The sequence below is a fragment of the Bifidobacterium sp. wkB344 genome (assembly GCF_003688305.1).
Classification (GTDB): Bacteria; Actinomycetota; Actinomycetes; order Actinomycetales; family Bifidobacteriaceae; genus Bombiscardovia; species Bombiscardovia mizhiensis.
This window is the reverse complement of record NZ_NPOQ01000016.1, coordinates 438,672-464,578: the sequence shown is the minus strand read 5'-3', so window position 1 is coordinate 464,578 and position 25,907 is coordinate 438,672. Positions and strand designations below refer to the sequence as shown.

Sequence of the window (25,907 nt, the reverse complement as noted above, 5' to 3'; positions counted from 1 at the left end):
CTGCTACCGCTGGTCCTGTTCCTGATCCTCGGGCGGCTCGAAGGCGTAGCCCACGCCATGCACGGTGCGGATCATCTGCGAGCCCAGCTTGTGGCGCAGGGCCTTGACGTGGGAGTCCACTGTCCTGGTGCCCGAGGCATCCACCCAGTCCCAGACCTCCTCCAGCAGCTTCTCGCGGGTGAGCACGGACTTGGGCCGACGGGCCAGCGTGGCCAGCAGGTCGAATTCGGTGGGGGTCAGGTGGATCTGCTTCCCGCGCAGGGTCACGATGCGCTGGGCCGGGTCGATGACCAGGGATCCGAAGTCCAGCACCTTCTCGTTCTCGGAGTTCTTGGCGATGACCTTGGCCCGCTCCACCCGGCGCAGGAGGGCCTTGCAGCGGGCGATCAGCTCGCGCATGGAGAAGGGCTTGGTCATGTAGTCGTCGGCCCCGGCGCCCAGACCGGTCACCTTGTCGGCCTCGTCGTCCCGGGCGGTCAGAATCAGCACCGGCACCGGCCGCTCGGCCACGATCCGCTTGGTGGCCTCCAGTCCGTCCATGACGGGCAGCATGATGTCCATGATGACCAGGTCGGGCTTGATCTGGGAGGCGGCCTGCACGGCGCTGGCACCGTCCGAGGCCACCCGGGCCGTCCACCCTTCGGCGGTGATGCGCTGGGCTATGGCAGTGGCCAGGGTGGGTTCATCCTCAACCACCAGGATGGTGCTGGGTGTAGTGTAGCGGCTTGTGTTTCTGATCATGCCTACCTCTGTTTTCGATCACTGATCCGCAAAACGATGCTCGTCATGCGGGGTGGAGCCTTGTCGGCATTCGTTCCACCACCGTCGTTTCTTCCAGAATAGTCTTCAGAGCCTCCAGGGGAAGTGTGCTCGCGGAGAATCGCGTCGTCCCCAGGCGCCCGTCAGCAAGTCCATACGCAATGGCATTATTATATGGTATTTTCTCGACTCGTTCTGGAGGGCATATGGGTTACAAGGTCGGTGACATGGTCGTCTATCCGCGTCATGGGGCCGCCAGGGTGGACGCCATCACCGAACGGACCGTCAAGGGCGTCACCCGCAAGTACCTGCAGCTGTCCGTGCTCTCCTCGGACGGACTGGTCATCAACGTCCCCGTGGAGAACGCGGCCAAGGTGGGCGTCAGAGACATCGTCGACGCCAAGGCGGTGGCCAAGGTCTTCGAGATCCTGCGCACCCCGGTGGTCGAGGAGAAGGAGATGAACTGGTCCCGCCGCTACAAGCTGAACGTGGAGAAGATCGCCACCGGCGAGGTCAACAAGATCGCCGAGGTGGTGCGCGACCTCTCCCAGCGCGACGTGGACGAGCACGGGCTGTCGGCGGGCGAGAAGCGGATGCTGATCAAGGCCCGCAAGATCCTGACCTCCGAGATCGCCCTGTCCGAGAAGCTGGACGAGGACGAGGCCCAGCGTTTGCTGGACGTCAACCTGGGTTATGCGGAACCCATGCCCGGTGACGACAAGCACCATACCAAGTCCCCCAAGGAGCCGGCCTCCAAGACCCTGGCACGGGTGGCCCAGGAGGCTGCCAAGACCAAGGGCAAGGGGAAGACCAAGGCCAAGCGCTGAGTCCGGATTCGGTCATGGGCCATCCAAACATTGGACTGGGCTTTGACGCCCATCGCTTCGACCCGACCGGTGAGCGTCCCCTCTGGTTGGCCTGCCTGTCCTGGGATGACGGAACCCCCGGCCTGCTGGGCGATTCTGACGGCGATGCAGCCGCCCATGCCCTGATCGATGCCATCCTGTCAGCCGCCGACCTGGGCGATATCGGCACCTTGTTCGGCCTGGGATCACAGGCTCTTGGAGCGGGCATGCACGGCGCGGCCATGCTGGAGAAGACCATGGACTGTCTACATGGGCACGGTCGCAGGCTGCTCAACGCCTCCCTGGTCATCGTCGGCCAGCGCCCCAGAATCTCCTCCCGTCGTCACCTGGCCCAGCAGGCCATGAGTCAGGCTGTCGGGGCTCCGGTTAAACTGACCGCCACCACCACTGATGGCATGGGCTTTACCGGCCACGATGAGGGCATCGCCGTCATGGCCACCGCCCTGGTGGACTGAACGGCATCAGGCGCGCAGAGCCGCCCATCCCTTGGCCAGAGCCCAGAAGAAGGTGGACAGGGTCACGATGACGAAGCTGGGAGGGGCCGGCACCATGGCCGAGATCACCAGGCCTCCCCAGATGGAAGCCAGGCAGATCAATCCTGACAGAAGCATGGCCCGTAGGGGAGAGGCCACCAGGATGTTGGCCGTGGCCGCCGGGGTGACGACCAGGGCGAAGATGAGCAGGGTCCCCACTGCAGGTACGGCGATGGTGATGACGCCGGCCATGATGGCCATGAAAGTCAGGTTCATCAGCCCGATGGGCACGCCGCGGGCCTGGGCCACCTGCTCATCCAGGGAACTGAAGAGCAGGGGCCGGTAGATCAGGGCCAGCAGGATCAGCAGGATTACATCAAAGACTATGAAGCCGACGACCTGGCCTCGGGTGATGGTGAGGATGGATCCGAAGAGGATGGCCTGCATCTGCTGGGAGGCCGAGCTGGACATCCTGGCGAAGAAGAGTCCCAGACCGGTGGCGAAGGCCAGGACCGTGCCCGTGGCGATCTCCCTTTGGGAGGCCCGCTTGCCCAGGGCTCCGATGACCAGCGCCCCGCCCAGGGCGAACAGGCCCATGCCGGCAGAGACCGGCAGTCCCAGCAGAACGGCCCCTGTGGCACCGGGCAGACCGATGTGGGCCAGGGCGTGGGCGGCGAAGGTGGAGTGTCTGGCAATGGTGAAGTAGCCCATGGCTCCGGCAGCCACGGCGATGCACAGGCCGGCCACCATGGCGTTGCGCATGAAGGGGGCGGCGAGGATCTCGGTCCAATGGGGGTCGAAGACTGGTGTGGTCATGAGTTCCTTTCCCGGTCCGTCCCGTGCAGGCGGGCCACCTGGCTGGGTTGGTAGCGATTGTGAACGGGTCCGATCGGCTCGTCCATGTCGGGGGCCACGAACATGTCCCCCTGAGGAGTGGTGACCACCTCTACCTTGGTGCCGTAGAGGTGGGTGAGCAGGTCCGAATCCAGCACGTCGTCCATGCGGGCGTAATGGGGGTGCCCGTCCAGCAGGTAGACCGCCCCGGTCAGCACAGGCAGCAGCATGTTCAGATCGTGGGCCACCACCTGGATGGACATGCCCAGACGGCTGTTGAGTTGTGCCAGCAGGTGGACGGTGGCGCGCTGCCCGGCCAGATCCAGATTGGCCAGGGGCTCGTCCAGCATGAGCAGATCAGGATCGCAGACCAGGGCCTGGGCGATGGCCACCCGCTGTCGCAGGCCGCCGGAGAGCTGGGACAGGCGCAGGTGGGCCCTGTCTTCCACACCGACGAAGCGCATGGCCGCTCTGGCGCGCTCGCGGTCCTGCCGGGTGACGGGGTGAATGCCGAACCGGGTGCCGGTCAGCCCCAGCAGGACGGATTGTTCAGCCGTAAGGTTGGAGTCGATATCCGAGGTGTAGCTCTGTGGTACGTATCCTATGCGGTCGTTGGCCTGGCCGGCCGGCTGCCCCAGGACCCGCAGGCTGCCGGCGTCCAGGGGGAGCAGGCCCAGCTCGGCCTGCATCATGCTGGTTTTGCCCGTGCCGTTGGTGCCCACGATGGCGGTCACGGTTCCCGAGGGAATGGTGAAGGTCCCCTCTGACCAGATCAGCCGCCCGGAACGGCGGATGGCGGCATGGTCGAAGACGATGCAGGCCTGCGTGGATGTTCTATCCGTGTCCGTATCCATGACTTCCTTTCCTGCACGGGCTTAAAATGGTGAACCTGCTCTTATTGAGCATGATTCTCATTATCGCTGGGGAGAGGACAGCACGCAACTTCAGCAGTCGAGTCCTCCCAGACCGGCCATTGGACGCTGGTTCCGTTCGGGGAGGAATCTGCGCTAATCTGGCCCAGACGAATTCGACAAGGGTTTGTGCCCTCTTGGATGATGGAGACGTGTTGACTGCAGTAAAACTGGACGGGAAGGCGGCGGCTGCGGAACTCAAGGAGGACCTGCGCGCTCGGGTGGCTAGGCTGACGGCCATGGGGCGCACGCCCGGCCTGGGGACCATCCTGGTGGGGGAGGATCCGGGTTCGGTTAAATATGTAGAGGGCAAGCACCGGGACTGCAGCCAGGTGGGCATCAGGTCGATCAGGGTTGATCTGCCCGCCGATGCCGGCGAGGAGCGGATTCTTGCTGCCGTGGATCAGCTCAACCAGGATCCTGACTGCACCGGCTACATCGTCCAGCTGCCCCTGCCTGATGGCGTGGATCCTACTGAGATCATCGATCGCATCGATCCGGCCAAGGACGCCGACGGCATGCATCCCTACAACCTGGGCCAGCTGGTCCTGCATACCGACGGCCAGGTGCGGACCCCCCTGCCCTGCACACCGCGCGGGATTCTGTACTTGCTGGACCATTACGGGATTGACCTGACCGGCAAGGATGTCTGTGTGCTGGGCCGGGGATTGACCGTGGGCCGCACCATCGGGCTGCTCCTGACCAACCGCGGGGTGGATGCCACCGTGACCCTCTGCCATACCCGCACCAGGGACGTTGACGCCCATCTGCGCAGGGCTGACGTGATCATTTCGGCCGTGGGCCGAGCTGGACTGGTTGGCCCTGACCAGGTCCGCCAGGGTGCCGTTCTGGTGGATGTAGGTGTCTCCCGGATCTGGGATCAGCAGGAGGGGCGCTGGCGGATCAAGGGCGACATCGACCCGGCCGCCAGGCAGTCTGCAGCCGCTTATACGCCCAACCCCGGTGGCGTGGGTCCCATGACCCGGGCCATGCTCCTGGTCAATGTGGTTGAATCCGCCGAGCGGGCCGCCGGAATCCCCGTCTGCGACACGCCCGAGGTCTCCCGGCGACAATGACCGCGGTGTCTCCTATCATGGAGAATGTTCGCGCCTGCCGGCGGGAACGCATAACTCAATACGGAAAAATATCCACCAACTATACAAGAAACAATTTAATTAATGGCAGAGAACAAGAAGGAAGTCCCCCAGGTCGCGGTCAATGACATCGGGTCCGAGGAAGACTTCATCAAGGCAGTCGATTCCACCATCAAGAACTTCGACGATGGGGATCTGGTCGAGGGGACGGTCGTTAAGATCGACCATGACGAGGTTCTGCTGGACATCGGCTACAAGACCGAGGGCGTGATTCCCTCCCGCGAGCTTTCCATCAAGAAGGATGTCGATCCCGACGATGTGGTCCAGGTCGGTGACACCATCGAGGCTCTGGTCGTCACCAAGGAGGACAAGGAAGGCCGCCTGATCCTGTCCAAGAAGCGTGCCCAGTACGAGCGCGCCTGGGGCGACATCGAGAAGATCAAGGATGCTGACGGCGTCGTTGAGGGCACCGTCATCGAGGCCGTCAAGGGCGGACTCATCGTCGACATCGGCCTGCGTGGCTTCCTGCCCGCATCCCTGGTCGAGATGCGCCGCGTGCGCGACCTGTCTCCCTACATCGGGCAGAAGATCAAGGCCAAGATTCTGGAGCTGGACAAGAACCGCAACAACGTGGTCCTCTCCCGCCGCCAGTACCTGGAGGAGACCCAGTCCGAGGTGCGCGAGACCTTCATGGCCCAGCTCAAGAAGGGCCAGATCCGCGAGGGTACGGTCAGCTCCATCGTCAACTTCGGCGCCTTCGTCGACCTGGGTGGTGTGGACGGCCTGATCCATGTTTCCGAGCTTTCCTGGAAGCACATCGATCACCCCAGCGAGGTCGTCAAGGTGGGCGACAAGGTCACCGTCGAGGTGCTGGATGTCGATATGGACCGCGAGCGCATCTCGCTGTCCCTCAAGGCCACCCAGGAAGATCCTTGGCAGCGCTTCGCCCGGACCCACGTGCCCGGACAGATCGTCAAGGGCAAGGTCACCAAGATCGTGCAGTTCGGTGTCTTCGTCTCCGTCGAGGACGGCATCGAGGGCCTGGTCCACATCTCCGAGCTGGCCAACCGCCACGTGGAGAACCCCGAGACCGTGGTCAAGCAGGGCGAGGAGATCTTCGTCAAGGTCATCGACGTCGACCTGGATCGCCGCCGCATCTCCCTGTCGCTCAAGCAGGCCGACGACTCCGTCGATCCGACCTCCGAGGACTTCGATCCGGCCATCTACGGCATGCCCGCCGAGTACGACGAGGACGGCAACTACAAGTACCCCGAGGGCTTCGACCCCGAGAGCAACGAGTGGATCGCCGGCTACGAGAAGCAGCGGGAGGAGTGGGAGTCCCAGTATGCGGCCGCCCACGACCTCTGGGAGCAGCACAAGGCCTTCGTGGCCAAGGAGCTGGAGAACGCCGAGGCTTCGGCCGCCGAGGACAGCCGTTCCTCCCAGGCGCCCGCCTCCGGTTCGCGCTCTCGCCGTCAGAACTCCGAGGAGACCACCAACTACAGCTCGGAGTCCAGCTCCGAGGGCACCTTGGCCTCCGACGACCAGCTGGCCGCCCTGCGCGAGCAGCTGCTCAAGGAAAAGAAGTGAGCATTAAGCGGTGAATGGAGGGGTCCGGCCTCGGTCGGGCCCCTCCATTTGTATCTGCTGCCATAAGATCCATAGGGTATATGCGGGAGGTCGGGATGATACGTGTGGGATTGACCGGCGGAATAGCGGCCGGCAAGAGCACGGTGGCGGCTCGGCTGGCTCAGGACGGGGCCAAGGTCATCGATTACGACCAGCTCTCCCACGAGGTCATCGCTCCGGGCGGGCCCGGCGTGGGGCCGGTTTTGGAGCGTTTCGGCTCAGACTGCAGGGACGGCCGTGGGGGAGTGGACAGGTCAGCCCTGGCGGCACGGGTCTTCGGCGGGCCGACGGCCGATCGTGATCGTAGGGACCTGGATGACATCATCCATCCGCTGGTCTATGACCTGGCCGCCAAGGCCGAGCAGCCCTGGCTGGAGGGTTCCGAGGTGGTGGTTCATGAGGTGCCCCTGCTGACCGAGGTAGGCTCAGCCATTCCTTTTCATTTCGACAGGGTTCTGTTGGTGGAGACCCCAAGCCAGGTGAGGATTGCGCGTATGGTGAATCAGCGGCATATGACCAAAAGCCAGGCTGTTGAACGCATCGGTTCCCAGACCAGCAGCAGTTCGCGACGCGCCCAGGCCGATCTGCTGGTGGACGGGTCCCAGCCTATCGAACAAATGTTCGAGTCTGTTGATAGAATATACGAAGAGCTAAAGACCTTGGCCCAGGGATCCTCGCACAGCGACTGAGGAGCCTTAGGCGAATGACGCATCCTGGAAGGGAGTTTCATGGGGTTCAACATTGAGCGGACCGACAAGCCCTTCGTGGTCAAGTCTCCCTATAAGCCCTCCGGCGACCAGCCAGAGGCCATCGAGGAACTGGCCACCCGGATCGAGAATGGTGAGAATGATGTGGTGCTCATGGGCGCCACCGGCACCGGCAAGACCGCGACCACGGCCTGGCTGATCGAGCGCCTGCAGCGGCCCACCCTGATTCTGGAACCCAACAAGACCCTGGCCGCCCAGCTCTGCGCCGAGTTCCGCGAGCTCATGCCCGACAATGCGGTCTCCTACTTCGTCTCCTACTACGACTACTACCAGCCTGAGGCCTACATTCCTCAAACAGATACCTACATCGAGAAGGACTCCAACATCAACGACGACGTGGAGCGGCTCCGGCACGCTGCCACGGCTAACTTGTTGACCAGGCGCGACTGCGTGGTGGTGGCCACCGTCTCCTGCATCTACGGCCTGGGCACGCCCGAGGAGTACGCCGGGCGTATGCTCTTCCTGCATGAGGGGGACCGGATCAACCGGGACGACCTGTTGCGCAAGTTCGTGGACATGCAGTACAAGCGCAACGACATCGCCTTCACCCGAGGCACCTTCCGCGTGCGTGGCGACACGGTCGAGATCATCCCCGTCTATGAGGAGTTGGCCGTTCGCATCGAATTCTTCGGCGATGAGATTGACCGCATCTCCACCCTGCATCCGCTGACCGGGGACGAGATCGCCCATGAGACCTCCGTGCACATCTTCCCCGCCTCCCACTATGTGGCCGGTCCCGAACGGATGGAGCGCGCCCTGAAGACCATCAAGGAGGAGCTGGACTGGCGTGTGGGCCAGTTGCGCAAGCAGGGCAAGGAGCTGGAGGCCCAGAGGCTGACCATGCGTACTACCTACGACCTGGAGATGCTCACCCAGATCGGCACCTGCTCGGGAGTGGAGAACTACTCCCGGCACTTCGACGGCCGCGAACCCGGCTCCCCGCCCCACACCCTGCTGGACTTTTTCCCCGACGACTTCCTGCTTGTCATTGACGAATCCCACGTGACCGTTCCTCAGATCGGAGCCATGTACGAGGGGGATGCCAGCCGCAAGCGGACCCTGGTCGAGCACGGCTTCCGCCTGCCTTCGGCCATGGACAACCGTCCGCTCAAGTGGCCGGAGTTCCTGGACAAGGTGGGCCAGACCGTCTACCTGTCGGCAACACCGGGCGACTATGAGATGGGCCTGTCCGACGGGGTGGTGGAGCAGGTCATCCGGCCCACTGGCCTACTGGATCCCGAGGTGGAGGTAAGGCCCGTCAAGGGCCAAGTGGACGACCTCCTGGATGAGATCAAGACACGGGTGGATCGCCACGAGCGGGTTCTGGTGACCACGCTGACCAAGAAGATGGCCGAGGACCTGACCGACTACCTGCTCGAGCGCGACATCAAAGTCGAGTACCTGCACTCGGATGTGGACACCCTACGGCGCGTGGAGCTCCTGCGGGAGCTGCGTGAGGGCAAGATCGATGTCATCGTGGGTATCAACCTCCTGCGCGAGGGACTGGATCTGCCCGAGGTCTCCCTGGTGGCCATTCTGGATGCGGACAAGGAGGGCTTCCTGCGTTCCTACCGGTCCCTGATTCAGACCATCGGCCGCGCGGCCAGGAACGTATCAGGCAAGGTCATCATGTATGCCGATGAGGTCACTGACTCCATGGACAAGGCCATCAGCGAAACCAACCGCCGCCGTGCCAAGCAGATCGCCTACAACAAGAAGCACGGCGTGGACCCCAAGCCGCTGATCAAGAAGATCAGCGACGTCAACGACATGCTGGCCAAGGAGGATGTGGACACCCAGACCCTGCTGGCGGGCGGCTACCGCAACGCCAACAAGGCTGGCAACTCCCACCTGGGCGTGCCCCTTTATGACAAGGAAGAGGCTGACAAGCGGCATCAGGAGATCCTCCAGGCCGGTCTGCCGGCTCAGGACCTTGCCGATCTGATCCGTCAGCTGAGCGACCAGATGCACACGGCTGCGCAACAGCTGCAGTTCGAGCTTGCAGCCCGTCTGCGCGACGAAATCAAGGATCTGAAGAAGGAGCTGCGGCAGATGACCGAGGCCAAAAAGTAAGTAGGTCAAAAGTGGGTTTGGCCTGTGATGCGGAGGCAAGAGCATCTCAGGCCCGACCTGCAGACCGTTGCCTGCGAGGATGCTCTGATGGGCAGACGGGGTGATGAGCACGTCATATCTTGCCGCTAAAGTCAGGTGATATGTCCGAGACACCTCTGCCGTTCATGGTTGTGAGCCTGGTTGTGCTGGCCGTCTTCTTCGTGGTCGATCTTCTGGTGATCGGACGGCGGCCGCACGTCCCCTCGACCGGCGAATGCGTGAGGCACATCGGCTTCTTCGTGGTCATGGCCCTGATTTTTGGTGCGTTGATCTGGAAGGTGGCCGGTTCCAAGCCGGCCATCGAGTTCTACTCAGGCTGGTTGACCGAGTACTCGCTCAGTATCGACAACCTCTTCGTCTTCGTCATCATCATGGGCAATTTCGCCGTGCCCCTGCGGCTTCAGCGCTATGTGCTCAGCGTCGGCATCACCATCGCTCTGCTGCTGCGCGGCGTCTTCATCCTGGCCGGGACGGCGCTGATCACCCGCTTCACCTGGGTCTTCTTCATCTTCGGCTTCTTCCTGCTCTACACCGCCTGGAACATGGTCTCCAGCCGAGGCAAGCAGGAGGAGTACCATGAGAACGGGCTGATCAGGGTTCTGCGCCGGGTCATTCCCATCACCAGCCACTACGACGGTGAGCACCTGCGGACCACCTTCGAGGGCAAGCGCTACTTCACGCCCATGCTGGTGGTCTTCCTGGCCATCGGCACCACTGATGTCATGTTCGCCTTTGACTCCATTCCGGCCATCTTCGGACTGACCAAGGATCCCTTCATCGTCTTCACCTCCAATGTCTTCGCCCTGCTGGGCCTTCAGCAGCTCTACTTCCTGCTGGGATCCCTGCTGGATAAGCTGGAGTATCTGCCCCTAGGGCTGGCTGTGGTCCTGGCCTTCATCGGGGTCAAGCTGATCATGGAGGCTCTGCACGGCAACACGCTGCCCTTCATCAATGGCGGGCAGCCCCTGGAAGCCGTGCCGGATATACCGACCTGGGCGTCCCTGCTGGTCATTGTCCTGGCCGTAGGCATCGCCGCTCTGGCTTCAGTGCTCAAGAGCCGTCGTCAGTCCCTTGAAACAGCCTCTCAGAGAGAAAAGTGATAAGCGATCCCTTGAACCACAAGGGATGTTAGCGCTAACGGGAAATAGTGGTTCCCATCAGGCTGAGTCTGTACAATAGAACGGTAAACAGGAAAAAGAACAGGCAGGTAGCATATGCGCAAAGCCAAGATCGTCGACACCATCGGGCCGGCTTCGGAGTCTCTGGAGAACATCACCAAGCTGGTCAAGGCCGGTATGGATGTAGCCAGACTCAACCGGTCACACGGCACCCCCGAAGATCACCTCAAGGTTTACAACAACGTCCGTCAGGCCAGCAAGGAGACTGGACGAAATGTGGCGGCCCTGGTCGATCTGCAGGGTCCCAAGATTCGTTGTGGCTGGTTCAAGAAGAACGAGCAGGGCGAAGACAAGGTCAACCTCAAGGAGGGTCAGGAGTTCATCATCACCACCGACGATGTCGAGGGTGACGAGCACATGACCTCCACCACCTTCAAGGGTCTGCCCGGGGACTGCCACCCCGGCGATCCCATCCTGATCGACGACGGCAAGGTCCGCCTGGAGGTCACCAAGGTCGAGGGCAACCAAGTCTACACCAAGGTGGTCGTGGCTGGTCCTGTCTCCTCCCACAAGGGCATCAACCTGCCTGGCGTGGCCGTGAGTCTGCCGGCGCTGACCCCGAAGGACGAGGAGGACCTGCGTTGGGGCATCCGCACCGGCGCCGACATTATCGCTATGTCCTTCGTCCGTTTCGCCACCGACATCGACCGCGCCCACGAGATCATGGACGAGGAGGGTCGCCGCATCCCCATCGTCGCCAAGATCGAGAAGCCCCAGGCTGTTGAGAACCTGGAGGAGATCGTCAAGGCCTTCGACGGCATCATGGTGGCCCGCGGTGATATGGCTGTGGAGATGCCCTTCGAGCAGGTCCCACTGGTGACCAAGCGCTGCATCGAGCTGGCCCGTCAGTACGCCAAGCCGGTCATCGTCGCCACTGAGGTCCTGGGCTCCATGGTCCATTCGCCCATCCCCAGCCGCGCCGAGGCCTCCGACTGCGCTAACGCCATTCTTGACGGTGCCGATGCCACCATGACCTCCAATGAGACCGCCGTCGGCGAATACCCCGACACCACGGTCTCCACCATGGCCCGGATCTCCGACTACGCCACTACCCACGGCTTCGACCGCATCCCGGCCATGCACAACCTGGACATGTCCAACTCGGGTGCCGTCTCTTCCGCCGCTGTGGATCTGGCCGACAAGATCAATGCCAAGGCCATCGTGGCCTTCACTCAGACGGGCAACACCGTGCACCGGATCTCTCGCGAGCGTCCGGCTGCCCCCATCTATGCACTGACCACCAATGAGCATACCTATCATTGGCTGGCCTTGAGCTGGGGTACTGAGGCGTTCCTCTGCGGGCAGGACTACCATGACTTCACTCGCGCAGACCTGATGAACTTCGTGGACTCCACCCTGAAGAAGCAGGGCAAGGTCTCCGACGGCGACTGCCTGGTGGTGCTCAGCTGCGCCCAGGGCGAGCATGAGCCAGGTAACACCGACTGCATCTACGTCCACACCGTGGGCTCCAACGAGTGATGCTCTGATCTGCCACCTGACTGTCGATTGAGTCAGTCAGGTGGATCCTCAGATTTCCAAGATGCTGATGAAGCAGTGAACCGGTGGTCTTTCCCCTTTATCAATGCAGGGGAAGAGGCCACCGGTTCTTTGTGTGAGGGGTTTCTGCGTCAGTGCAGGTCAGACAGTCCGATTTTGGCCCGCAGGATGGCGATGGTGGTTTTGGCGTCCAGTATGGTTCCTGCAATCACCATGTCATAGGCCTCATCCACGGTGAAGAGTCGCACATTCTGGTGGGGGGTCTCTGGTGCCAGGCTGGCCGGCTGGACCGGGGTCAGGCCTTCAGCATAGAAGAGCGTGGTGTGCTGGGTGGAGAAGCTGGGGGTGTTGATGAACCTCGCGAATTGGTTAAAGGAGGCAGCCTTGTATCCGGCCTCCTCGCGCAACCGCCTGGTGGCCACATCGATGGGGGCTTCCTTGTCATTGAGCGGATGCCCGGCCGGCAGCTCAAGGGTCCAACGGTGGGTGGGCAGACGGTACTGCTCGACCAGGGGTATCCGTCCGTCGTCGGTGATGGCCAGGACGGCGATGGTGTCTCCATGCTTCTCGCTGACGATGCTGCGATCGAAGGTCTGATTGTCGCTGGATTCAAAGGTGACCCTGTCGACGCTGAAGTAGTGGCTGTCCATAATCTGCTTGCGGGCCTTCTCCTGGACGGGGGAGGTGCGCCAAGGATCGAACCGTCGATAGATCTGAGTGGTCATCATGCTCTCCTTCGACTGCTGATGTGCCTGAATACATAACTGTCTTCATTCTAAGGCAGAATCAACACGAATAACCTTGCGTCGTCGCCAAAGTATGGTAGATTCTCTGTGGTGACGAAAAGCCCCCGTATCCCAATTGGTAGAGGAAACGGCCTCAAAATCCGTGCAGTGTGAGTTCGAGTCTCACCGGGGGCACGATAAAGCGAACCCCATCCGTCTCTCATCGGTTTTCGCTGAAGCGCGGATGGACTTTCAGGAAACGAGGTTGAAAGTGGCTTCAGAGAGTAAGAACCGCAGCGATTCCCCCGAAGGGCGGACCGTGGTTGTGGCGGAGGACGAGGCTTTGATCAGGCTCGATACCGTCGAAGCTCTCGAGGATGCCGGCTATGACGTGGTCGGTCAGGCGGCCAGCGGCCAGGAGGCCATTGATCTGACCCGCGAGCTGAGGCCCGATGTAGTCGTGATGGACGTGAAGATGCCCGGCACGGACGGCATTACCGCCGCCACTGAGATCGGCAAGGAGAACCTGGCCCCTGTGGTTATGCTGACGGCTTTCTCCCAGCAGAGCCTGGTCGAGAAGGCGGCTGATGCTGGAGCCATGGCCTACGTGGTCAAGCCCTTCGCTCCGGAAAAGCTGCTGCCGGCCCTTGAGGTGGCTATCTCACGCTTTGACCAGATCAACGCCCTGAAGGACGAGGTCACCGACATGAAGGCCCGTTTCGAAGCTCGCAAGCGGGTGGATCGGGCCAAGGGTCTGCTCATGGAGAGCATGGGCATGACCGAGTCCGAGGCCTTCCGCTGGATTCAGAAGACCTCCATGGACCGCAGGCTGACTATGCAGGAGGTGGCCGACGTGGTCATCAACAACGTGGCCAACCAGAACGACCGTTAGCCCTCCTATGGAAGACCAGACGAAGAAGCAGGACAAGGACGGCCGCACCCTGCTGGTCGTCGATGGACATTCGCTGGCCTTCCGGGCCTTCTATGCCCTTCCCGTCGAGAGTTTCACCACCTCGACCGGACAGCCCACCAACGCGGTGTGGGGGTTTGCCACCATGCTGGCGGATGTCATGGCCAAGGAGAAGCCCACCCACATGGGTGTGGCCTTTGACGTCAAGGGCGGCACCTTCCGCAATGCCATGCTGCCCCAGTACAAGGGCACCCGTGAGGCTGCCCCCAAGGAGCTGCTGAGCCAGCTGCCCCTGATCCAGGACCTGCTCAAGGGCCTGGGCATCACCTATATCGAAAAACCCGGCTACGAAGGCGATGACATCATCGGCACACTGGCCACCATGGGGGAGCAGGCCGGATTCAAGACCCTGGTCCTGTCAGGGGACAGGGACGCTTTCCAGCTGGTGGACGACGACATCACCGTGCTCTACCCCGGCCACCATTTCAAGAACCTCAAGCACATGACGCCCCAGGCCATTATGGATCGCTATAAGGTGACTCCGGAGCAGTATCCCGATCTGGCCGCCATGCGCGGCGAGGGCGCCGACAACATCCCCGGCGTGCCGGGTGTGGGCGACGGTTATGCCGCCAAGTGGATCAACAAGTACGGATCGCTGGATTCCATTCTGGAGCACGCCGACGAGATCGGCGGCAAGAAGGGTCAGGCTCTGGCGGAGAACGCCGACCAGGTGCGGCTCAACCGGAAGGTCAACGCCCTGGTGCGCAATCTGGACCTGGGTGTGAAGGTGGAGGATCTGCGTTTCGGCACCATCCACACGGATCAGGTTCTGCCCATCTTCGAGCAATTGCAGTTCGGCCCCCAGACCCGCAAAAAGATTCTGCGTGGATTCAACACGGTTGCCGATTACGATTATTCTCCAGCCTCGGCACTGGTCGATGTCAGCAACAAGCAGGAGGAGTTCGTCCAGCCCGAGCGTGACAAGGCGGAGTCCGGCGACCAGCTGCGGGACTGGTGCGAGAAGCATCTGCCGGACAAGGCCCTTTGCCAGCGTTCGGCGGATCATGTCAAGGCCATGGCCGAGTCCTTGGACAAAATCAAGGACATCGGCGACTCCGACCAGAATGCCATGCGCTGCAGCGAGGCCATGAAGGAGCACTGGGTTCTGCACGCCATCGGCTGGGCCAAGCACGGCGACTATGGCCTGGAGGAGCTGGCCATTCTCTCCATGGACGGGCACGGCCTGGTCCTGATGGCAGAAGACATAGACGAAGATATGCGTGGGGCCATCCAGGAGCTGATCGACCAGCGGATCGGCACCTGCGTGGTCCATGGTTACAAGGAGCACCTGCACCTCTTGGAGAGCCAGGGGTTGCATATGCCTCTGCCCCTGTTCGACACCAAGCTGGCAGGCTACCTGGCTGAACCTGATTTTCACGCAGACAACCTGGAACAGGCCGTCGCCCATTTCCTGGCCATTCCCGTGGAGGAGGAGCCTGAGGCCACCCAGGGGGCCCTGGCCTTGGACGGACGAGAGGATGAGGACGAACGTCGGCGGGGGACCCGGATTCTGCGCCAGGCGCAGTACGTCATGATGGTCTCGGAGCGTCTGCAGGAGCTGATGGACGAGCGTCACCAATATGGTCTGTTGCGCACCATAGAGTTGCCCACCTCCGCAGTCCTAGCGCAGATGGAGACCGAGGGCGCCAAGGTGGACGATGCCCGCCTGAAGGAGATGCACGACCGGTTCGCCGCTGAGGCCCGCCAGGCCCAGGAAATCGCCTGGGATAGGGCCGGCAGCCGTGTCAACCTGCAGAGCCCCAAGCAGCTGAGCAAGGTGCTCTTCGACGACATGGGCCTGGTGCCCACCCACAGGACCAAGACCGGCTCCTATTCGACCAACGTCTCGGTCCTGCAGGACCTCTACATCAAGTCGGTCAACAACGAGCGTGCCAACGACTTTCTGGGGGCCCTGCTCAAGCACAGGGAGACCAACAAGCTCAAGCAGATCGTGCAGACCCTGCGCGAGGCTGTCAATCCACGGGATGGACGGCTGCACACCACCTACGAGCAGACTGTGGCCGCCACCGGACGGCTGAGCTCGGTGGATCCGAACCTGCAGAACATCCCCAACCGGGATGCCCGGGGCCGCGAGATCCGTTCGGCCTTCGTGCCAGGCAACGGATACGAGGTCTTGCTCTCTTCGGACTACTCCCAGGTGGAGCTGCGGATCATGGCCCACCTTTCCGGGGATCAGGCCCTGATTGACGCCTTCAAGTCTGGCGCGGACTTCCACCGGTACGTGGCCAGCCTGGTCTATGACATCCCCATGGAGGAGGTCACCGGAGACCAGCGCTCACACGTGAAGGCCATGAGCTACGGGCTGGCCTATGGACTGAGCACCTATGGCCTGGCCCAGCAGCTTAAGATCAGCCCGGCTGCGGCTGACGTGCTCCGCGCTAAGTACTTCGCCACCTTCGGCAAGGTTCATGAGTACCTGGAGTCCCTAGTGGCTGATGCCCGGGAGAAGGGTTACACCGAGACTATGTTTGGGCGGCGGCGCTACTTCCCTGGGTTGCGCTCCAAGCGTCGTCCCACCCGCGAGGCCTCCGAGAGGGCCGCCCTGAATGCGCCCATCCAGGGGTCGGCTGCCGACATCATGAAGATCGCCATGATCAAGGCCAGCCGTGCCTTGTCCGATCAGGGGCTGAAGAGTCGCATCTCCCTGCAGATCCACGATGAATTGCTGGTGGAGATTGCTCCCGGCGAGACCGATAAGGCCACCAAGCTGGTCAAGGATTCCATGGAACATGCCGTTGAGTTGGCCGTGCCCCTGGATGTATCCACCGGCATCGGCCAGGACTGGGAGCTGGCTGCTCACTGACCTGACGTGGGTGGCCTGGGACTAGCCCAGTAGGATCCGAGGAGGGATCGTCATGCCTGATGAACAGGATGAGGTTCAGAGGCCTTCGGTGCCCCTGGGCCAGGTGGTGGATCTGCTGGAGGGGCTCTACCCTCTGGACTATGCGGAGGACTGGGATCATCCGGGTTTGGTGGCAGGGGATCCGTCCTGGCCAGTCAGACGGATCTGGTGCGCTGTGGACCCTCGGCCTGATGTGGTTCAGGAGGCTCTGGATCGCAAGGCCGACCTGCTGATCACCCACCATCCGCTCTTCTTCAGATCGGTTCACCAGGTTTCTGGCCAGGACTTCCGCGGGGATATGATAACCAGGCTGATCGAGGGCCACTGCGGGCTCTGGGTGGGTCATACCAACGCTGATGCTGCTTACCGTGGTGTGGCCCAGGCGGCTGCCGATGCCCTGGACCTGCAGGAGGCGCAACCGCTGGCTCCTCAGCCGGTCTCAAACCGCGATCTGCACGCCGATCAGGGGATCCAGGTAGGTCTGGGTCGTTGGGGACGGCTTCCCAAGCCCATGCCATTTGAGGATTTGGTCCATACCGTGGCGGGCCTCTTGCCCAAGACGGCTCTGGGTGTTCAGGCGGTCGGTCCTTCCCAGGCAATGGTCTCTACAGTCGCCCTGCTGCCCGGATCGGGGGACTCCGAGTTCGACCTGGTCCGGTCCACGGGGGCCGATGTCTACATCACCAGCGATTTACGCCATCACCCTGCCACGGATGCCTACCAACAGGCCCTCTATGAGGCCCGGATGGCCGGTCGGCCCAATCAGCCCAGACCCATGCTGCTCAACACCCCACACTCGGCAATTGAGGGCCTCTGGTTCCGCTACGCCAAGGGAGACATTGCCAGGGCCTTGGAGACGGCTACCGGTGTTCGTCCGCAGGTGGAGGTTTCGTCCATCGTCACCGATCCCTGGACCATGGTGGTGCGTTGACGGCTGAGGATTGATGGTTGAGGAGGAGTGATTTCATGAGCGATGAAGCACAGGATCTGCAGGCACGATTGGCCGCCAGACTTGATGGCCGCGATGGTCAGGGACCCAAGGGCATCGATATGACCCGCGCTCCCGAGCTGATGGATGACAGGGAGGTCTTCCGCGGCCCGATATTCGTTATCGACCAGCAACAGGTGGCTATGTTCCGGCGTGACGGTTCCAAGGAAACCATCGACCGGCAGCTCATCCGCCACGACCCTTGCGTGGTCATGCTGGTACACGACTGCGCTGCCGATGCCTATCTGCTGACCCGCGAGTACCGGGTGGGTGCCCAGGCCTATGTCTTTGGCCTGCCGGCCGGCTTCATCGACCCGGGGGAGAGCCCCGTCAAGGCCGTCCTGCGCGAGCTGCGTGAGGAGACCGGTCTGGTGCCCGGGCCTGAGGGTTCGTCGGGCTCAGAAAGCCATCTGGATCCGGAGGACGGTTGGATTGATGCTGCTCCCGATGTCTACTCCTCCCTGGGTATGAGCGACGAGCTCGGCCACATCGTGGTCCTGCATCTGCGTCGATGGCATCAGGGATCCACCGACTTCGACGCGGGCGAGCATATCCAGTCGGCCTGGGTCTCCTGGCAGGAGCTCTGCGCAGCTGGAGTCGCCGATGCCAAGGCGGTGGTGGCCATTCAGCATGAAGCCATCCGTCGCCTGCAGAAGGATTGAGGTTCCAGGCATCAAGACTCGTAATTGGTCGTACAGAACATACCAGTGGTATGATAGGTTCTTGTCAGAAAAGATGGTCATGTCAGAATGATCAGGCATTGTTGCGCTGACAGGGAGAGGAGCACTGCATGGGCACACCGAAGGATCCCGAAGGACATCGCAATCAGATCCTCGATGTAGCCCAACGGCTCTTCCTGGAAAAGGGGTACGACGGGACCAGCATCCAGGACATCGTCGATGGTTTGGGTGGCATGACCAAGGGAGCAGTCTACTACCATTTCCCATCCAAGACGGCTATTTTCCAAGCGGTCACCGAGCGTATGGCCTCGTCTTCATCCCAAGGTGACTGGCTGGGGGACTGGCCTGGCGAGACCGGGTTGGAGAAGCTGCGCAACGAGCTGATTGCTTCCCTGTCGGCATACTCGCGTCTCGATGTCACCTTCTCCGCCAGAACCCTGCTGAAGAGCCCCCGCATGGTAGGCCAGATGTACCTGAAATCCATGGACAGGATTGTGGACGTGATCACCCCTTATGTCCGTGAAGGAGTGGAAGACGGCTCCATCGCACCATGCAATCCCGAGGATCTGGCCCAGGTGCTCTACATCCTGCTCAACATGTGGATAGGGATTCGATTCTCGACCATGACCCGGGACCAGGTGGTCTCCAAGTTCACCCTGTTGGCGGATATGCTCAAGGGAATAGGGGCGCCGGTCGTCGATGATCGGGTTATTCGCGCGGCCGTGCATTTGCACGCACATCTGAAGAGCAATCCTTTGACTGCCACCAGCGGGGAGCCCACGCAAGAGGAATCTGAGAAGAATCAGGATCAAGGGGTCTCTTAGAGCCGATAGATCTCTTAGGGCCAAAAGGGCTCTGGCTACTAGCAAGATTCGGGAACTCAACGAGTAATGGTTTTTGTTTCCACCAAACATACCATCGGTATTTTTTGAAGGGAGTTTTATGCAGGTGCTGAAGGCGGACGGAATTGTCCAAGTATTTGAAGGCAGGGAGGTGCTGTCCGGACTGGATTTGGCCCTGGAGCAGGGCGAAATTCTGGGCTTGCTGGGTGCCAACGGGGCTGGCAAGTCCACGCTGTTGAAGATTCTGACCGGAATGCAGAGGCCTGTCGGCGGTCGGATCCGCTTTCTGGGGAGGCGTCTCAGCGAAGACTACCCGGGCAATCTGGCCAGGATGGGAGTGTCCATCAACGAGCCGGTCTTTTATGAGTCCCTCAGCGCTAAGGAGAATCTGGAGATTGATCTGACCTACCTGGCATTGGCAGACCGGGAGTATAGGGATGCCGAGCCCACTGGACTCAGCCAACTTTTGGAGAAGGTCGGATTGGCCGCCGATTCAGCCACACCTGTCGGCAGGTATTCCATGGGTATGAGGCAGAGGTTGGCCCTGGCCAGGTGCATGGGCCATCATCCTGACCTTTACCTACTGGACGAGCCGCTCAACGGACTGGACCCTGTGGCCATCGAACGGCTGCGAGACAGCCTGCGCAGCTTGGCAGCCCAGGGGAGTGCAATCCTCTTTTCAAGCCACATTCTCTCCGAGGTGTTGCGCACGGCCGACCATGTCATGGTCATGGCAAACGGCAGAGTCAGCCTGCGGGCCAGCGTGCCGGAACTGCTCAATCAAGGCCAGGAGGTCGCCGAGCGAACCCTGGTCAAGGCCATGGAGGGCTGATATGAAGACGCTGCTGAAATTAGAGCTGAAAAAGACCAGGTTATGGCCCTGCATCTTCGGAGGGCTGGCAGTAGTAGCCGCAGCCTTGGCCATCGGAGACATGTTCCTGGCCATTGGCCACACGAGCGGCCGGTCTGACCCTCGGCTGTCCAGCCTGGCCTTCGTGCTGCAGATGGCCATGGTCATCCTTCTGGTGGGCTTCTCCCTGGTGGCTGCTGCGCTCTGCAACCTGGTCTTCATTGAGCCCTACACGGGGAGGAACCTGGCGCTCACCCTCTCATGCCCCATATCGCGAGGCCGAATCCTGCTGGCCAAGCTGGTTTTCATCGGCCTCTTTACGGCGCTCTCCTACTTGGTTGGGACGGCCATCACCTTGACTGTCATCTTGCTGATCGACCGTCTTGTGGGTTCGCTTGGAACGGGCTCGCCAGGCAGTCTGCTTGGACAGGTTCTCCTCATGCTGGTTACCAGCCTTGCCGGACTGGTGGGGTTGGTTGGCATCGCCCTTTCTATAGGCTTCTGGAAGCGCTCGCTGCCCATCATGTTCGCGGTCCTGCTCCTGCTGGACGCTGTAGTGGGCAACCTGCTCTCCCTCTCCCCGCTACTGTCTGCTCTGCTGCTTCTGATCATCTTTCTGGCCTCCATGCCGGCCTGGTGGCTGCTTCATCGGACCCTCATGAAGATCGAACTGCCCTGATCGACGGCTGACCATGCAGGAGCTTCTGAAGAACAAGCCTTTCGTGACCATGGTTTTGGCCAGTCTGTTGAATACGGTCGGAGGCGAGCTCTTCAACATCGTCTTCATCGTCTATGCCCAGACCATGCCCTTTGCCGGACTGGCCGTCTCCATAGCCTCAATGGCCTGGGTGGCTCCAGCCCTGACGGCCATTCTGACCGGATACCTGGCCGACAGGACCGTGCACAAGACGCGGATGCAAGTGGTGATCAAGCTGATTCAGGTGTGTATCTATCTGGTTATTGCCATAATGATCGGCAGGTCCAAGAGCCTGCCCGTCTTTCTAGTGCTTGTAGCCATGGACATGGCATCTTCCATGCTGGAGGGATATGCAGGCAGTCTGTGGATGCCGGTCCTCAAACATCTGGTTCAGCCGAGCCAGCTTCACCAGGCGACTTCAATCACCTCGGCCTCCTCCAGCGTCGCGGCTGTCATCAGTGCAGGCGGAGGCGCAGTGTTGATTGCCTTCATGGGCAACAGATTCGCTGTATTTGCGCTGATCAACGCCCTCACCTTCCTTCTGGCGGGGATTCTCGTGGCTGTTGGCTATCGGGAATTCGCCAGGGCGGAGGTCTCAGTCAATGGCTCACCTGTGGGCAAGCATGTGGGACTAGCATCCAGCCTCCATGTGACCTTGGGGGAGTTCCGCCACTCTGCCTTTCTGGTTCTGATGGTGGGTTTCGGATGCATGGTCAACCTTCTGGGGACCGCCCTGCAGCCCCTGCTCAATCTGGGGCTTATCTCCATGCCCGAGGTCTGGTGGGGAAGCTACGGCACGACCATAGCCGCCGTCAACGGCATCTCCTCCCTGGGACTCATTCTCGGCGCACTCGTTGCTGCGGATCCTCTCAGGCGGTTACCTATGGCCCATCTGCTGACCGGAGTCATGGCCGCAGCTGCCGTAGTAGGGGTCAATCTGGTCTGGCTGCGCATTCCTGCCCTACTGTTCTTTCCTCTCCTGGTCATGAACTATCTTCTGGGCAAGATCAACCCTCGGTTCATGACCATGCTCATCAGCACGGTGGCCGAGGACCACTTGGCCGCAACTATGGGAGTGGTGCAGACTGTCATGATGATCGGAGCGCCTCTGGGGCAGATGGTTTTTCTGACGCTGGGTAATCTGGTCGGCATCCCCATCACCATGTCCATGTATGCGGGCCTGACGGGCCTTCTGGCCCTGGCGATTTTCTCTGCGGGATTGCTGGGCATGAATGCCAAGGATCCGACTCCCGAAATGGGACGAAAGCAAAAGTCGGGCTAGCCGGATTTGAACCGGCGACATCCTGCACCCAAAGCAGGCGCGCTACCAAGCTGCGCTATAGCCCGGCGCCCATCGCTGTCACTGCATGGGCACAATGAATCAATATAGCACAGGGTCGGGTCCCGGCTGGTACTGCGAGGGTGAGCAGGGAGCGCGAACAGCTCTGCGCCTGCGGTTACCATGGTGATCATGACAGTGGAAGAGACATGGGCGGCGCCGTTGGCGGATGGTCCTTTGGATGCAACGGTGACCATACCGGGGAGTAAGTCCCTCTCGAACAGGTATCTGATTCTGGCGGCCCTGGGAAGTCGTCCGGTCAGGCTGACAGGTTTGCTCAGATCGCGTGATACGGACCTGATGATTGGGGCCCTGGAGGCCCTCGGCGTGGACTGTCGGGTTGAGCCGGACGACCCTACGAATGTAACGGTCATTCCACCGGCAGGCGGACGTTTCCGTGGCGGCGCCCGGGTAGACTGCGGACTGGCTGGAACCGTCATGCGCTTCGTGCCGGGCCTGGCCATGCTGGCTAATGGCCCCACGCACTTCGATGGAGACCAGCAGGCCTATCGGCGTCCCATGAGGCCTCTCTTGGACGGCCTGACCCAGCTGGGAGCCAGAATCGAGTACCTGGGCCAGGAGGGCTTCCTGCCCTTTGTGCTCGCACCCCCGGATCGCCTGGTAGGCAGGGAGGTGACTATAGACTCCTCGGCATCCTCGCAGTTCATTTCTGGCCTCCTGCTGTTGGCTGCCAGGGCTGAGGGCACTATGACCATCGTTCACTCCGGCCAGCATCTGCCCAGTCTTCCGCACATCGCCATGACTGTTGAGGATCTGCGTCAGGCCGTGGTCCAGGTTCAGGCCAATCCCGACCTCTGCAGGTGGAGCGTTGAAGGCAGGGGATCTGCTGGGACGCAGTTGCCCGATCGGGTCCAGGTGGAGCCCGACCTGTCGAATGCAGCCCCCTTCCTGGGAGCGGCCCTGATAGGAGGCGGGCAAGTCAGTGTGCCCAACTGGCCAGAACGGACCACACAGCCAGGTGGCTTGCTGCCCGGGTATCTGAAAACTATGGGCGCGAAGGTAGACATGGTTCCCGACGGTCAGGGTAGCGCCACCTGTCGGGTGACCGGGGGGAAAGTCATTCATGGACTCGGCGACTTCGACCTGTCCCCAGCAGGGGAGATCGTTCCCTCGATTGCGGCCATCCTGGTCTTTGCCGATGGACCCAGCCGCCTGCACGGCATTGGCCACCTGCGCGGTCATGAGACCAACCGGCTGAAGGCGCTGGCCACCGAAATCAGCAGAATAGGCGGCCAGGCCCGTGAGCTGGACGATGGCCTGGCCATTGAGCCCGTGCCTATGCACAGTATGCACGGGGCCGTCATGGAGACCTATGCCGATCATCGCATGGCCACCTTTGCCGCCATGATCGGGCTCAAGGTACCTGGCATCCGAGTGCGCAACATCGGCACCACGGCCAAGACCATGCCCGACTTCCCGGGTATGTGGAAGCGAATGCTGGCAGGCGAGGGCCAAGGCTGAACCATAGCGATTCAAGCAAAAAGGAGCCGTGTTATGAGCATCGAGGTTGATAGACAGACCTGGCAGGAGGATCTGGATCTGGCCATCGCCATGGCTGACCAGGCGGATCAGGTCACTGTGGGCTACTTCAAGTCGCCGGATCTTAAGGTGGAACGCAAGGCGGACAATACTCCGGTCACCCAGGCCGACAAAGAGGCGGAGGCAGTGATTCGTCGCGTTCTGGCCCAGGCAAGGCCGAACGATACCATCTATGCCGAGGAGCTGGGAAAGCAGGAGTCCAACGGCAGGCGGTGGATCATTGATCCGATTGACGGGACCAAGAACTATGTGCGCGGAGTACCCGTCTGGGCGACCCTTATTGGTTTGGAGGTAGACCATCAGATGGTGGTCGGCGCGGTATCGGCCCCCATGTTGGGCACCCGCTGGTACGCTGCTCTGGGTCAGGGAGCCTACATGGCACGCCAGGGTGAAGCTCCCCAGGCTATCCACGTATCAGGAGTGGACCGGATGGAAGATGCCTCCATGTCCTTGTCATCGCTGACTGGGTGGAAGGCCATAGGCCGCCGGGAGAGGCTTCTCGACTTGACCGACCGGGTCTGGCGGCTGCGGGGATTCGGCGACTTCTGGCAGTACATGCTCCTGGCCCAGGGTGCCATCGACCTGGCGGCCGAACCGGAACTTGATCTCTATGACATGGGTGCCTTGGTTCCCATCGTGACCGAAGCCGGTGGCAGCTTTACTGACCTGGCGGGCAACCCGGGTCCATGGGGTGGCAATGGTCTTGCCAGCAACGGTCTTCTGCACAAGGAAGCCCTGGCGGCCTTGGGCGATTGAAACATATGACTTATAGAAGAAGGCTGGTGACCACAGCAATGCATGTGATCACCAGCCTTCTTGGTTCGTAGGACCAAGTTCTTAGGATCGAACCCTGATCTCAATCATCCCTCATTCGACCATCAGTCGGGTTGAGGGGGCAGGTCCGGTCAACGGTCAGGCCTGGAACTTGTTGCCGTAGGCATCGCCCTGGCTGGCGACGACCTCGGCCTGACGGGCGATGGAGAGCTCCTCGTTGGTGGGGATGACGCAGACGGCGACCGTGCTGTCGGGGGTGGAGATGATCCGTGCCTCCTTGGAGCGCTGGTCGTTCTTCTCCTGGTCCAGCTTCACGCCGAAGGGCTTCAGCTGCTCGATGACCTGGCGACGCACGATCTCATCGTTTTCGCCCACGCCAGCTGTGAAGGTGATGGCGTCCAGACCGCCCATCTGGGCCGTGTAGTTGCCGATGTAGCCGACGATGCGGTGGACATAGATGTCCAGCGCCAGCTTGGCATCCTCATCGCCCTCGGCGATCAGCTTGTGGACCTCGCGCATATCGCCGTGGCCGGTCAGGCCGGTCATGCCGGAGCGCTTGTTGAATAGAGTGTCCAGCTCATCCACGCTCATGTGGGCGTTGCGGATCAGGTGGAAGACAACGGCAGGGTCGATATCGCCAGTGCGGCCGCCCATGACCAGGCCCTCCAAGGGGGTCAGGCCCATGGAGGTCTCGACGGGATGCCCGGAGACCTGAGCCGAAGCGGAAGCCCCGTTGCCGATGTGCAGGACGATCTGCCGCAGGCCCTCTGCAGGCTTGCCCAGCAGGCCGGGAACCAGCTGGCCCACATACTGGTGGCTGGTGCCGTGGGCGCCGTAGCGACGGATGTGGTACTGCTTGGCGATGTCCTTGTTGAGGGCGTAGGTGGAGGCCTTCTTGGGCAGTTCGAAGAAGAAGGAGGAATCGAAGACGAAGACCTGCGGGGTCTGCGGCATCAGTCGGCTCATGACCTCGGCGCCTTCAGCCTCAGGTCCGTTGTGCAGGGGGGCCAGCACGGCCAGATCCTTGACCTGGCTCAGGGTCTTCTTGGTCAGGAGGGCAGGCTTGGGGAAGATGGCTCCACCCTGGACGACACGGTGACCAACGGCGATGATGCCGGCCTTGTCCAGATCAGGGCCGTACTCCTTGAAGAAGCCCAGGACGCGCTTGAGCCCGGTCTCATGATCGTGGATGGGCTCCTCAAGCTCATGCTTCTCGCCATTGACCTCGTGCTTGTAGTGGCCGTCGGTGGGCTCACCGATCTTCTCGACCAGACCCGAGGCCAGGCTCTGGCTGGTCTCCAGATCGACCAGCTGGTACTTGATCGAGCTTGAACCCGAATTGATGACTAGGACGGTTTTCGCCATTGGGGCATCCTCCTGATGTGCTTGTATAGAGCCTGCGCTCCTCAATCAGTCTTCAAGATTACTCGTCGGCCCTTACAAGCCGCGGTATATAGCCAGGCCGACATGGTTTTGGGGCTGCTACCGGAACCTTCTTG

The 25,907-nt window shown here is 61.5% G+C and carries 23 protein-coding genes and 2 tRNA genes; 19 read left to right on the top strand and 6 right to left on the bottom strand.

Annotated elements, in window-relative coordinates; all coding sequences use genetic code 11:
- Positions 1 to 3 precede the first annotated feature (3 nt).
- Entirely contained in the window at positions 4 to 741 is a 738-nt protein-coding gene (locus CI601_RS06585; protein WP_024627345.1) for a response regulator transcription factor, read from the bottom strand.
- Positions 742 to 965: 224 nt separating this feature from the next.
- Between CI601_RS06585 and CI601_RS06580 the strand changes: the two genes are divergently transcribed.
- Together CI601_RS06580 and CI601_RS06575 are read left to right on the top strand one after the other, a co-directional pair.
- On the top strand, positions 966 to 1,586 hold the full coding sequence (locus tag CI601_RS06580; protein WP_024627346.1) for a CarD family transcriptional regulator: 621 nt from the start codon (positions 966 to 968) through the stop codon (positions 1,584 to 1,586).
- Positions 1,587 to 1,600: 14 nt separating this feature from the next.
- Entirely contained in the window at positions 1,601 to 2,080 is a 480-nt protein-coding gene (locus CI601_RS06575; RefSeq protein WP_121914770.1) for a 2-C-methyl-D-erythritol 2,4-cyclodiphosphate synthase, read from the top strand.
- A 6-nt stretch (positions 2,081 to 2,086) separates the two neighbouring features.
- On the opposite strand, the gene CI601_RS06570 is transcribed toward CI601_RS06575, so the two are convergent.
- Both CI601_RS06570 and CI601_RS06565 read right to left on the bottom strand, forming a co-directional pair.
- Positions 2,087 to 2,914, bottom strand: coding sequence for a metal ABC transporter permease (locus tag CI601_RS06570; RefSeq protein ID WP_121914769.1), 828 nt, complete (start codon positions 2,912 to 2,914; stop codon positions 2,087 to 2,089).
- Positions 2,911 to 3,786 carry an ABC transporter ATP-binding protein gene (locus CI601_RS06565; protein WP_121914768.1) on the bottom strand — a complete coding sequence of 292 codons (876 nt, stop codon included), beginning with the start codon at positions 3,784 to 3,786 and terminating at the stop codon, positions 2,911 to 2,913. The genes CI601_RS06570 and CI601_RS06565 overlap by 4 nt, the downstream gene beginning before the upstream one ends.
- Positions 3,787 to 3,998: 212 nt before the next feature.
- Between CI601_RS06565 and CI601_RS06560 the strand changes: the two genes are divergently transcribed.
- From CI601_RS06560 to pyk, 6 genes are all read left to right on the top strand, one after another.
- Positions 3,999 to 4,919, top strand: a complete 921-nt coding sequence (locus tag CI601_RS06560) for a bifunctional methylenetetrahydrofolate dehydrogenase/methenyltetrahydrofolate cyclohydrolase (RefSeq protein ID WP_121914767.1) — start codon at positions 3,999 to 4,001, stop codon at positions 4,917 to 4,919.
- Positions 4,920 to 5,021: 102 nt separating this feature from the next.
- Positions 5,022 to 6,527 carry a 30S ribosomal protein S1 gene (gene rpsA / locus CI601_RS06555; protein ID WP_024627351.1) on the top strand — a complete coding sequence of 502 codons (1,506 nt, stop codon included), beginning with the start codon at positions 5,022 to 5,024 and terminating at the stop codon, positions 6,525 to 6,527.
- 95 nt (positions 6,528 to 6,622) lie between these two features.
- Positions 6,623 to 7,255: a dephospho-CoA kinase gene (coaE, locus tag CI601_RS06550; RefSeq protein ID WP_121914829.1), complete on the top strand. Its 633-nt coding sequence runs from the start codon at positions 6,623 to 6,625 to the stop codon at positions 7,253 to 7,255.
- A 39-nt stretch (positions 7,256 to 7,294) separates the two neighbouring features.
- Complete coding sequence (gene uvrB / locus CI601_RS06545; RefSeq protein WP_121914766.1) at positions 7,295 to 9,406, top strand: excinuclease ABC subunit UvrB; 2,112 nt, start codon at positions 7,295 to 7,297, stop codon at positions 9,404 to 9,406.
- A 140-nt stretch (positions 9,407 to 9,546) separates the two neighbouring features.
- Complete coding sequence (locus CI601_RS06540; RefSeq protein WP_121914765.1) at positions 9,547 to 10,545, top strand: TerC family protein; 999 nt, start codon at positions 9,547 to 9,549, stop codon at positions 10,543 to 10,545.
- 114 nt (positions 10,546 to 10,659) lie between these two features.
- Positions 10,660 to 12,102: a pyruvate kinase gene (gene pyk / locus CI601_RS06535; RefSeq protein ID WP_121914764.1), complete on the top strand. Its 1,443-nt coding sequence runs from the start codon at positions 10,660 to 10,662 to the stop codon at positions 12,100 to 12,102.
- Between the two features lie 149 nt (positions 12,103 to 12,251).
- Here the strand turns inward: pyk and CI601_RS06530 are convergent, their stop codons facing one another.
- Positions 12,252 to 12,845 carry an NUDIX hydrolase gene (locus CI601_RS06530; RefSeq protein ID WP_024627356.1) on the bottom strand — a complete coding sequence of 198 codons (594 nt, stop codon included), beginning with the start codon at positions 12,843 to 12,845 and terminating at the stop codon, positions 12,252 to 12,254.
- Positions 12,846 to 12,966: 121 nt separating this feature from the next.
- On the opposite strand from CI601_RS06530, the gene CI601_RS06525 reads away from it, so the two are divergent.
- The 9 genes from CI601_RS06525 (at position 12,967) to CI601_RS06485 (ending at position 22,017) form a co-directional block, all read left to right on the top strand.
- Positions 12,967 to 13,040, top strand: a tRNA-Leu gene (locus tag CI601_RS06525).
- Positions 13,041 to 13,089: 49 nt separating this feature from the next.
- Positions 13,090 to 13,737 (top strand): ANTAR domain-containing response regulator, encoded by a 648-nt coding sequence (locus tag CI601_RS06520; RefSeq protein WP_015021953.1) that lies wholly within the window; start codon positions 13,090 to 13,092, stop codon positions 13,735 to 13,737.
- 7 nt (positions 13,738 to 13,744) lie between these two features.
- Positions 13,745 to 16,639 carry a DNA polymerase I gene (polA, locus tag CI601_RS06515; RefSeq protein ID WP_121914763.1) on the top strand — a complete coding sequence of 965 codons (2,895 nt, stop codon included), beginning with the start codon at positions 13,745 to 13,747 and terminating at the stop codon, positions 16,637 to 16,639.
- 52 nt (positions 16,640 to 16,691) lie between these two features.
- Positions 16,692 to 17,609, top strand: coding sequence for a Nif3-like dinuclear metal center hexameric protein (locus CI601_RS06510; protein WP_121914762.1), 918 nt, complete (start codon positions 16,692 to 16,694; stop codon positions 17,607 to 17,609).
- Between the two features lie 35 nt (positions 17,610 to 17,644).
- The gene (locus CI601_RS06505; protein ID WP_121914761.1) at positions 17,645 to 18,328 is read left to right on the top strand and encodes an NUDIX hydrolase; all 684 of its coding nucleotides are present in this window, start codon (positions 17,645 to 17,647) and stop codon (positions 18,326 to 18,328) included.
- A 128-nt stretch (positions 18,329 to 18,456) separates the two neighbouring features.
- On the top strand, positions 18,457 to 19,170 hold the full coding sequence (locus CI601_RS06500; protein ID WP_121914760.1) for a TetR/AcrR family transcriptional regulator: 714 nt from the start codon (positions 18,457 to 18,459) through the stop codon (positions 19,168 to 19,170).
- A gap of 118 nt (positions 19,171 to 19,288) precedes the next feature.
- On the top strand, positions 19,289 to 20,020 hold the full coding sequence (locus CI601_RS06495; protein ID WP_121914759.1) for an ABC transporter ATP-binding protein: 732 nt from the start codon (positions 19,289 to 19,291) through the stop codon (positions 20,018 to 20,020).
- Between the two features lies 1 nt (position 20,021).
- Positions 20,022 to 20,717, top strand: a complete 696-nt coding sequence (locus CI601_RS06490) for an ABC transporter permease (protein WP_183129780.1) — start codon at positions 20,022 to 20,024, stop codon at positions 20,715 to 20,717.
- Between the two features lie 13 nt (positions 20,718 to 20,730).
- Positions 20,731 to 22,017: an MFS transporter gene (locus CI601_RS06485; RefSeq protein WP_121914757.1), complete on the top strand. Its 1,287-nt coding sequence runs from the start codon at positions 20,731 to 20,733 to the stop codon at positions 22,015 to 22,017.
- Here the strand turns inward: CI601_RS06485 and CI601_RS06480 are convergent.
- Positions 22,009 to 22,082, bottom strand: a tRNA-Pro gene (locus CI601_RS06480). The two genes, CI601_RS06485 and CI601_RS06480, sit on opposite strands and share 9 nt — an antisense overlap.
- Positions 22,083 to 22,197: 115 nt before the next feature.
- Here CI601_RS06480 and aroA point away from each other — a divergent pair.
- The gene (aroA, locus tag CI601_RS06475) at positions 22,198 to 23,556 is read left to right on the top strand and encodes a 3-phosphoshikimate 1-carboxyvinyltransferase (RefSeq protein ID WP_121914756.1); all 1,359 of its coding nucleotides are present in this window, start codon (positions 22,198 to 22,200) and stop codon (positions 23,554 to 23,556) included.
- Positions 23,557 to 23,589: 33 nt separating this feature from the next.
- Complete coding sequence (gene hisN / locus CI601_RS06470) at positions 23,590 to 24,390, top strand: histidinol-phosphatase (protein ID WP_121914755.1); 801 nt, start codon at positions 23,590 to 23,592, stop codon at positions 24,388 to 24,390.
- Positions 24,391 to 24,546: 156 nt separating this feature from the next.
- On the opposite strand, the gene CI601_RS06465 is transcribed toward hisN, so the two are convergent.
- Positions 24,547 to 25,773, bottom strand: coding sequence for an acetate/propionate family kinase (locus CI601_RS06465; protein ID WP_024627366.1), 1,227 nt, complete (start codon positions 25,771 to 25,773; stop codon positions 24,547 to 24,549).
- Positions 25,774 to 25,907: the final 134 nt, after the last annotated feature.

Bases quoted from the DNA above. Each gene is read 5' to 3' on its own strand.
- uvrB (WP_121914766.1), top strand. From the start codon at position 7,295: ATGGGGTTCAACATTGAGCGGACCGACAAGCCCTTCGTGGTCAAGTCT.
- pyk (WP_121914764.1), top strand. From the start codon at position 10,660: ATGCGCAAAGCCAAGATCGTCGACACCATCGGGCCGGCTTCGGAGTCT.
- CI601_RS06490 (WP_183129780.1), top strand. From the start codon at position 20,022: ATGAAGACGCTGCTGAAATTAGAGCTGAAAAAGACCAGGTTATGGCCC.
- CI601_RS06510 (WP_121914762.1), top strand. From the start codon at position 16,692: ATGCCTGATGAACAGGATGAGGTTCAGAGGCCTTCGGTGCCCCTGGGC.
- CI601_RS06465 (WP_024627366.1), bottom strand. From the start codon at position 25,773: ATGGCGAAAACCGTCCTAGTCATCAATTCGGGTTCAAGCTCGATCAAG.
- CI601_RS06575 (WP_121914770.1), top strand. From the start codon at position 1,601: ATGGGCCATCCAAACATTGGACTGGGCTTTGACGCCCATCGCTTCGAC.
- rpsA (WP_024627351.1), top strand. From the start codon at position 5,022: ATGGCAGAGAACAAGAAGGAAGTCCCCCAGGTCGCGGTCAATGACATC.
- CI601_RS06580 (WP_024627346.1), top strand. From the start codon at position 966: ATGGGTTACAAGGTCGGTGACATGGTCGTCTATCCGCGTCATGGGGCC.
- coaE (WP_121914829.1), top strand. From the start codon at position 6,623: ATGATACGTGTGGGATTGACCGGCGGAATAGCGGCCGGCAAGAGCACG.
- CI601_RS06520 (WP_015021953.1), top strand. From the start codon at position 13,090: ATGGACTTTCAGGAAACGAGGTTGAAAGTGGCTTCAGAGAGTAAGAAC.
- CI601_RS06495 (WP_121914759.1), top strand. From the start codon at position 19,289: ATGCAGGTGCTGAAGGCGGACGGAATTGTCCAAGTATTTGAAGGCAGG.
- CI601_RS06500 (WP_121914760.1), top strand. From the start codon at position 18,457: ATGGGCACACCGAAGGATCCCGAAGGACATCGCAATCAGATCCTCGAT.
- polA (WP_121914763.1), top strand. From the start codon at position 13,745: ATGGAAGACCAGACGAAGAAGCAGGACAAGGACGGCCGCACCCTGCTG.
- aroA (WP_121914756.1), top strand. From the start codon at position 22,198: ATGGTGATCATGACAGTGGAAGAGACATGGGCGGCGCCGTTGGCGGAT.
- CI601_RS06585 (WP_024627345.1), bottom strand. From the start codon at position 741: ATGATCAGAAACACAAGCCGCTACACTACACCCAGCACCATCCTGGTG.
- CI601_RS06570 (WP_121914769.1), bottom strand. From the start codon at position 2,914: ATGACCACACCAGTCTTCGACCCCCATTGGACCGAGATCCTCGCCGCC.
- CI601_RS06485 (WP_121914757.1), top strand. From the start codon at position 20,731: ATGCAGGAGCTTCTGAAGAACAAGCCTTTCGTGACCATGGTTTTGGCC.
- hisN (WP_121914755.1), top strand. From the start codon at position 23,590: ATGAGCATCGAGGTTGATAGACAGACCTGGCAGGAGGATCTGGATCTG.
- CI601_RS06565 (WP_121914768.1), bottom strand. From the start codon at position 3,786: ATGGATACGGACACGGATAGAACATCCACGCAGGCCTGCATCGTCTTC.
- CI601_RS06530 (WP_024627356.1), bottom strand. From the start codon at position 12,845: ATGACCACTCAGATCTATCGACGGTTCGATCCTTGGCGCACCTCCCCC.
- CI601_RS06540 (WP_121914765.1), top strand. From the start codon at position 9,547: ATGTCCGAGACACCTCTGCCGTTCATGGTTGTGAGCCTGGTTGTGCTG.
- CI601_RS06505 (WP_121914761.1), top strand. From the start codon at position 17,645: ATGAGCGATGAAGCACAGGATCTGCAGGCACGATTGGCCGCCAGACTT.